Consider the following 5,716-nt stretch of genomic DNA (forward strand, 5'->3'; position numbering starts at 1 on the left):
GTTACCGATCAGTAGCACTGGCCGGTAACCCGGAGATGCATCGGGAGCTGGGCGGTTGCCGCTGATTCGCCCTTACCACCTGTAGTCTCCTGGCGAATGTTTTTGCCGAGGTAAGGGCTCGATCGGGTGTTCAAACGAATCGCCATCGTCAACCGTGGTGAGGCCGCGATGCGGCTCATCCATGCCGTCCGGGAGCTCGCCGCGGAGACCGGCGTGCCCGTCGAGACCGTCGCGCTGTTCACCGACGTCGACCGGACCGCCACCTTCGTCCGCGAGGCAGACATCGCGTACGACCTGGGGCCGGCCGCGTCGCGGCCGTATCTGGACCTGAAACTGCTGGAGCACGCGCTGGTCGAGACCGGGGCCGACGCGGCCTGGGTCGGCTGGGGCTTCGTCGCCGAGGACCCGGCGTTCGCGGAGCTGTGCGACCGCATCGGGATCACGTTCATCGGGCCCAGCGCGGACGCCATGCGCCAGCTCGGTGACAAGATCGGCTCGAAGCTGATCGCCGAGGAGGTCGGTGTCCCGGTCGCGGCCTGGAGCCGCGGCCCGGTCGAGACCCTGGAGGCCGCGCTCGCCGCGGCCGAGCGGATCGGCTACCCGCTGATGCTGAAGGCGACCGCCGGTGGCGGTGGCCGCGGCATCCGCAAGGTCGGTTCGGCCGAGGAGCTGACCGACGCCTACGAGCGGACCAGCCAGGAAGCGGCCCGCGCGTTCGGCTCCGGCGTCGTGTTCCTGGAGCGCCTGGTCACCGGCGCCCGGCACGTCGAGGTCCAGGTGATCGCGGACGGCCAGGGCACCGCCTGGGCGATCGGCGTGCGGGACTGCTCGGTGCAGCGGCGCAACCAGAAGGTGATCGAGGAGTCGGCCTCACCGGTGATGTCGCCGGAGCGGGCCGCCGAGCTCAAGGCGTCCGCCGAACGGCTCGCGATCAAGGTCGGGTACCGCGGTGCGGCGACCGTCGAGTTCCTCTACCACCCCGGCGAGGACCTCCTCGCGTTCCTCGAGGTCAACACGCGGCTGCAGGTCGAGCACCCGATCACCGAGTACGTGACCGGCATCGACCTGGTCAAGGCGCAGCTGCACGTCGCCGCCGGCCACCGCCTGGAGGGCGAGCGGCCGGTCGAGCGCGGGCACGCCATCGAGGCGCGGCTCAACGCCGAGGACCCGGACCGCGACTTCGCACCCTCCCCCGGCAAGATCGTCCGGCTCACCTTCCCGGCCGGCCCGGGCATCCGCGTCGACACCGGCGTCAGCGAGGGCGACACCATCCCGGGTGACTTCGACTCGATGATCGCCAAGGTGATCGCGTACGGGAAGGACCGGGACGAGGCGCTCGGCCGGCTGCGCCGGGCGATGGCCGAGACCACCGTCGTGATCCAGGGCGGAGCCACCAACAAGAGCTTCGTGCTGGACCTGCTGGACCAGCCCGAGGTGATCGACGGCAGCGCCGACACCGGCTGGATCGACCGGGTGCGCGGCGAGGGCCGGCTGGTCTCCGACCGGCACTCCGGGATCGCCCTGGCCGCGGCCGCCATCGAGGCGTACGAGGACGAGGAGCGGGTCGAGGAGCAGCGCCTGCTCTCCACGGCGTTCGGCGGCCGGCCGCAGGTGCGCCACGAGAGCGGGGCGCCGCTCGACCTGAAGCTGCGCGGCTCGTCGTACCGGGTGCGGGTCGCCCGGGTCGGCGCGCACCGCTTCCGGGTCGGCATCGAGGCCGGTGACGAGGTCCGCCTGGCCGACGTGACGCTGGAACGCTTCGACGAGCACAGCGGCCGGATCACGGTCAACGGCGCGCGGCACAAGCTGCTCACCGGCTCGCACGGCGCGATCACCCTGGTCGAGGTCGACGGGGTCACCCACCGGGTCAGCCGGGACGAGGGCGGCGTGCTGCGCTCGCCGATGCCCGCGCTGGTGGTGGCCACCCCGATCGAGGCCGGCGCCGAGGTCGAGGCCGGCGCGCCGGTCCTGGTCCTCGAGGCCATGAAGATGGAGGCGGTGCTGCGCGCGCCGTTCCGGGCCCGGGTCAAGGAGGTGCTGGTCGCGGTCGGTGGCAAGGTCGACGCCGGTGCCGCGCTGCTGCGCCTGGAACCGATCGCCGGCGACGAGGCCGAACCGGCCGCCGCCGACACCGGGATCGACGTCGACCTGCCCGCCGCACCGGCGACCCTGCCGGCCCGGCAGCGCGCCGCCCGCGGCAACGAGGACCTGCGCAGCCTGCTGCTCGGTTTCGACGTCGACCCGCACGATGAGCGCCGGGTGCTCGACGACTACCTGGCCGCCCGCCGCGCCGCCACCGAGGAGGGGCACCGGCCGCTGGACCGGGAGATCGCCCTGATCGAGCTGTTCGCCGACCTGGCCGAGCTGAGCCGCAACCGGCCGGCCGGCGAGGAGCCCGGCGACACCCACGTGCACAGCGCGCGGGAGTTCTTCCACTCGTACCTGCAGAGCCTGGACGTGGAGCGGGCCGCGCTGCCGGCCTCGTTCCAGACCAAGCTGTCCAAGGCACTGGGTCACTACGGCGTCACCGAGCTGGAGCGCACGCCCGACCTCGAGGCCGCGGTGTTCCGGATCTTCCTGGCCCAGCAGCGGTCCACCGCCGACGCCGCGGTGATCGCCACGCTGCTGCGGTCCTGGCTGCAGGAGCCGCCGCCGGACGCGACCCTGCACGAGCCGGCCGGCCTCGCCCTGGAACGGCTGGTCGCCGCGACCCAGGTGCGCTTCCCCGCGGTCGCCGACCTGGCCCGCGGCGTGGTGTTCACCTGGTTCGGCCAGCCGCTGCTGCGCCGCAACCGGGCCCGGGTGTACGCGGAGATCCGCAAGCACCTGCGCCACCTGGACGAGTTCCCGCAGGCCCCCGACCGGGCCGACCGGATCGCCGAGATGGTCCGCAGCACCGAGCCGCTGGTCCGGCTGCTCGGTCAGCGCCTGGTCCGCCACAACCTGGACAACTCGGTCCTGCTCGAGGTGCTGACCCGCCGCTACTACGGCAACAAGGGCCTGAGCGGGGTGCACACGGTCACCTCCGAGGGCTTCTCGTTCACCGTCGCCGAGCGGGACGGCTCGCTGGTGGTCTCGGCCGCGGAGAGCTTCGAGAAGCTGTCCGGCACCCTGGCCGGCCTGGCCGCGCTCGCCACCCACGACGGCGCGGTCGACGCCGACATCTACCTCGCCTGGGAGGGCCAGCCGGCCGACCCGGAGGAGATGGCCACCGCGCTGCACGAGGTGATCGGCCGGCACCCGATGCCCGGCCAGATCCGCCGCCTCACCGCGACGGTCGCCGGGCGCAGCGGCGCGGTCATGCACCACCACTTCACGTTCCGGCCGTCCACCACCGGGATGGAGGAGGAGCGGCTGATCCGGGGGCTGCACCCGTACATCGCGCAGCGGATGCAGCTCGAACGGCTCCGCAAGTTCGACCTGACCCGGCTGCCGTCCGCGGACGAGGAGATCTACCTCTTCCAGTGCGTGGCGCGGGAGAACCCGGGCGACGACCGGCTCGTGGCGTTCGCCCAGATCCGGGACCTCACCGAGCTGCGCGAGCAGGACGGCCGGCTGGTCGCGCTGCCGACCACCGAGGACACCATCGCGACCTGCTTGGACGGGATCCGGCGGGCGCAGTCGCGGCGCTCCTCGGACAAGCGGTTCAACACCAACCGCATCGTCATCTACGTCTGGCCTGAGCTGGGCCTGACGTACAACGAGATGGAGATGATCGCCCGCCGGGTGTCGCCGACCACGGCCGGCGCCGGGCTCGAGGAGATCCTGTTCATCGCGCGGCGGCGCCACGAGGCCACCGGCGAGCTGGTCAAGGTGAACGTGCGGATCACGTTCAGTGCGACCGGCGGCACCGAGCTGATCATCGGTGAGCCGAACGAGGAGCCGGTCGAGCCGCTGGACGGCTACCGGCAGAAGGTGCTCCGGGCGAGCAGCCGGAACACCGTTTATCCGTACGAGCTGACCGAGTTCCTGGGCGCCTTCGACGAGTACGACCTCGACGAGCAGCACGTGCTGACACCTGTCGACCGGCCGAAGGGCAAGAACTCCGCGGCCCTGGTCGCCGGCGTGATCCGCACGGTCACCGCGCGGCACCCCGAGGGGATCAGCCGGGTGCTGCTGCTCGGCGACCCGACCAAGTCGCTGGGCGCGCTGTCCGAGGCCGAGTGCCGCCGGGTCATCGCCGCCCTGGACCTGGCCACGTCGCTGGGTGTGCCGCTGGAGTGGTACGCGCTGTCGTCCGGCGCCCGGATCTCGATGACCTCGGGCACCGAGAACATGGACTGGGTGGCCGCCGCGCTGAAGCGGATCGTCGAGTTCACCCAGGCCGGCGGCGAGATCAACATCGTGGTCGCGGGCATCAACGTGGGCGCCCAGCCGTACTGGAACGCCGAAGCGACGATGCTCATGCATACCAAGGGTGTCCTGATCATGACGCCGGACTCGGCGATGGTGCTGACCGGCAAGCAGTCGCTGGACTTCTCCGGCGGCGTGTCGGCCGAGGACAACTTCGGCATCGGCGGCTACGACCGGGTGATGGGCGGAAACGGACAGGCGCAGTACTGGGCGCCGAACCTGATGGCCGCCCGGGACGTGCTCATGGCGCACTACGAGCACACTTACGTGGTGCCGGGTGAGGCCGGCCCGCGGCCCGCGGTCACCGCCGACCCGATCGACCGGGACGTCTCCGACTTCCCGCACACCGTCGACGGCAGCGATTTCAGCACGGTCGGGCAGATCTTCTCGGCCACGCACAACCCCGACCGCAAGAAGCCCTTCGACATCCGTACGGTCATGCGCGCCCTCACCGACCAGGACCACGCCGTCCTGGAGCGCTGGGCCGGGATGGCCGACGCGGAGACCGCCGTCGTGCAGGACGCCCACCTGGGCGGCATGCCGGTGTGCCTGCTCGGCATCGAGTCCCGCTCGGTGCCGCGCCGGGGCTTCCCGCCCACCGACGGCCCGGACACCTACACCGCGGGCACGCTGTTCCCGCGCTCGTCGAAGAAGGCGGCCCGGGCGATCAACGCGGCCAGCGGCAACCGCCCGCTGGTCGTGCTGGCCAACCTGTCCGGCTTCGACGGCTCCCCGGAGTCGATGCGCAAGCTGCAGCTGGAGTACGGCGCCGAGATCGGCCGGGCCATCGTCAACTTCGACGGCCCGATCGTCTTCTGCGTGATCTCCCGCTACCACGGCGGCGCGTTCGTGGTCTTCTCCAAGGCGCTCAACCCGAACATGACCGTGCTGGCCCTGGAGGGCTCGTTCGCGTCGGTGCTCGGCGGGGCGCCGGCCGCGGCCGTGGTCTTCACCGGTGACGTCAACCGGCGGACCGCGGCGGACCTGCGGGTCCGCGAGCTGGAGGCCCGGGTGGCCGCGGCGACCGGCGCGGACCGCAGCTCGCTCGCCGCCGAACTGGACGAGCTGCGCACGTCGGTGCGGGCCGAGAAACTCGGTGAGGTGGCGACCGAGTTCGACAAGGTGCACAGCATCCAGCGCGCCGTCGAGGTCGGTTCGGTCGACGCGGTGATCAAGGCCGCCGAGCTGCGGCCGCGGATCATCGCGGCGATCACGGCGCGCCGCGGCTGACAGGTGATTTTCAGGGGATCCCGTCCGGTGGGCGGGATCCCCTAAAAATGTCGGTGCCCACTGGCACAATCCGCCTCACGTTTCGGCGAGAGGGTGGGTCATGGGCTGGGTGTCGGCAGGTGCCGGGTATGAA

General features: G+C 71.8%; 1 protein-coding gene. It reads left to right on the forward strand.

Features of this window, described 5'->3' with window-relative positions; genetic code table 11:
* Positions 1-126 precede the first annotated feature (126 nt).
* Entirely contained in the window at positions 127-5,583 is a 5,457-nt protein-coding gene (locus tag ADL15_RS33970) for an ATP-binding protein (RefSeq protein ID WP_067699690.1), read from the forward strand.
* Positions 5,584-5,716 lie beyond the last annotated feature (133 nt).

Origin of the sequence: Actinoplanes awajinensis subsp. mycoplanecinus (genome assembly GCF_001509495.1) — a bacterium.
Classification (GTDB): Bacteria; Actinomycetota; Actinomycetes; order Mycobacteriales; family Micromonosporaceae; genus Actinoplanes; species Actinoplanes palleronii.